Below are 1,443 nucleotides of genomic sequence, written 5' to 3'. Positions count from 1 at the left end.
TCCCGCGCCTGCCCCCACCCGGGTGGCGCTTCCCGCCTCGCGCATGGGCGACGCATCCATCGCCGCCGGACACGCCCGCAGAGCCGTGCCGGCCATGACTGACAGGGATATCCCCCATGACCACCGCCAGCCTTGCCGCTGCCGCCGAACAGCAACCCGCCAACTCCACCGCGCGGGTCGCGGTCGCCAGCTTCATCGGCACCGCCATCGAGTTCTACGACTTCTACGTCTACGCCACCGCCGCCGCCCTGGTGATCGGCCCGGTGTTCTTCCCGCAGACCTCGGGCACGGCGCAGATGCTCAGCGCCTTCATCACCTTCGGCATCGCCTTCCTCGCCCGGCCGCTGGGCTCGGCGCTGTTCGGCCACTTCGGCGACCGCATCGGGCGCAAGTCGACGCTGGTCGCCTCGCTGCTGCTGATGGGCCTGTCCACCACCCTGATCGGCCTGCTGCCGGGCTACGACAGCATCGGCGCCTGGGCCCCGGCGCTGCTCTGTCTGCTGCGCTTCGGCCAGGGCCTGGGGCTGGGCGGGGAATGGGGAGGCGCCGCGCTGCTGGCCACGGAGAACGCGCCCAGGCACCGCCGCGCCTGGTTCGGCATGTTCCCGCAGATGGGCCCGTCGATCGGCTTCCTCGCCGCCAACGGCCTGTTCCTCGGCCTGGCCATGACCCTCAGCGAGGAGCAGTTCCGCGCCTGGGGCTGGCGCATTCCCTTCATCCTCAGCGCGCTGCTGGTGCTGGTCGGCCTCTACGTGCGCCTGAAGCTGGCGGAAACCCCGGTGTTCGCCAAGGCCATGGCGCGCCAGGAACGCTCCAGCCTGCCGATCGCCGAGCTGTTCGCCCACCACTGGCGCCCGGTGCTGCTGGGCGCCCTGGCCATGGTGGTGTGCTACGCCCTCTTCTATATCTCCACCGTGTTCTCGCTGAGCTACGGGGTGACCAGCCTGGGCTACAGCCGCGAGCAGTTCCTCGGCCTGCTGTGCTTCGCCGTGCTGTTCATGGCCGCGGCCACGCCCATCTCCGCCTGGCTGAGCGACCGCTTCGGGCGCCGCCCGGTGCTGATCGTCGGCTGCGTCGCGGCGATCCTCTCCGGCTTCACCATGCAACCTCTGCTGAGCCAGGGCTCGTCGGTGGAAGTGGCGGCCTTCCTGGCCCTGGAGCTGTTCCTCATGGGCGTGACCTTCGCCCCCATGGGCGCCCTGCTACCGGAACTCTTCCCCACCCGCGTGCGCTACACCGGCGCCTCGGCGGCCTACAACCTGGGCGGCATCCTCGGCGCCTCGGTGGCGCCCTACATCGCCCAGAAGCTGGTGGGCATGGGCGGGCTGAGCTGGGTCGGCGGCTACGTATCGGTGGCGGCGGCGCTGAGCTTGATCGCGGTGCTGTGCCTGCACGAGACGCGGGAGCAGGAACTCTGATCGACGGCGATCCCCTGTAGGAGCG

1 protein-coding gene is annotated in these 1,443 nt (G+C 70.5%); it reads left to right on the top strand.

Going from position 1 to position 1,443, the window contains the following annotated elements; translation table 11 throughout:
* Window positions 1–116: 116 nt before the first annotated feature.
* Window positions 117–1,418, top strand: coding sequence for an MFS transporter (locus DK254_RS06540; protein WP_109933136.1), 1,302 nt, complete (start codon window positions 117–119; stop codon window positions 1,416–1,418).
* Window positions 1,419–1,443: the final 25 nt, after the last annotated feature.

The sequence above is a fragment of the Pseudomonas sp. RW407 genome (assembly GCF_003176655.1).
Lineage (GTDB): Bacteria > Pseudomonadota > Gammaproteobacteria > Pseudomonadales > Pseudomonadaceae > Pseudomonas > Pseudomonas delhiensis.
The sequence above is the reverse complement of the archived record's forward strand: the minus strand, read 5'-3'. Positions and strand labels throughout refer to the sequence as shown.

Coding starts and splice junctions, on each gene's coding strand:
- DK254_RS06540 (WP_109933136.1), top strand. CDS start 117: ATGACCACCGCCAGCCTTGCCGCTGCCGCCGAACAGCAACCCGCCAAC.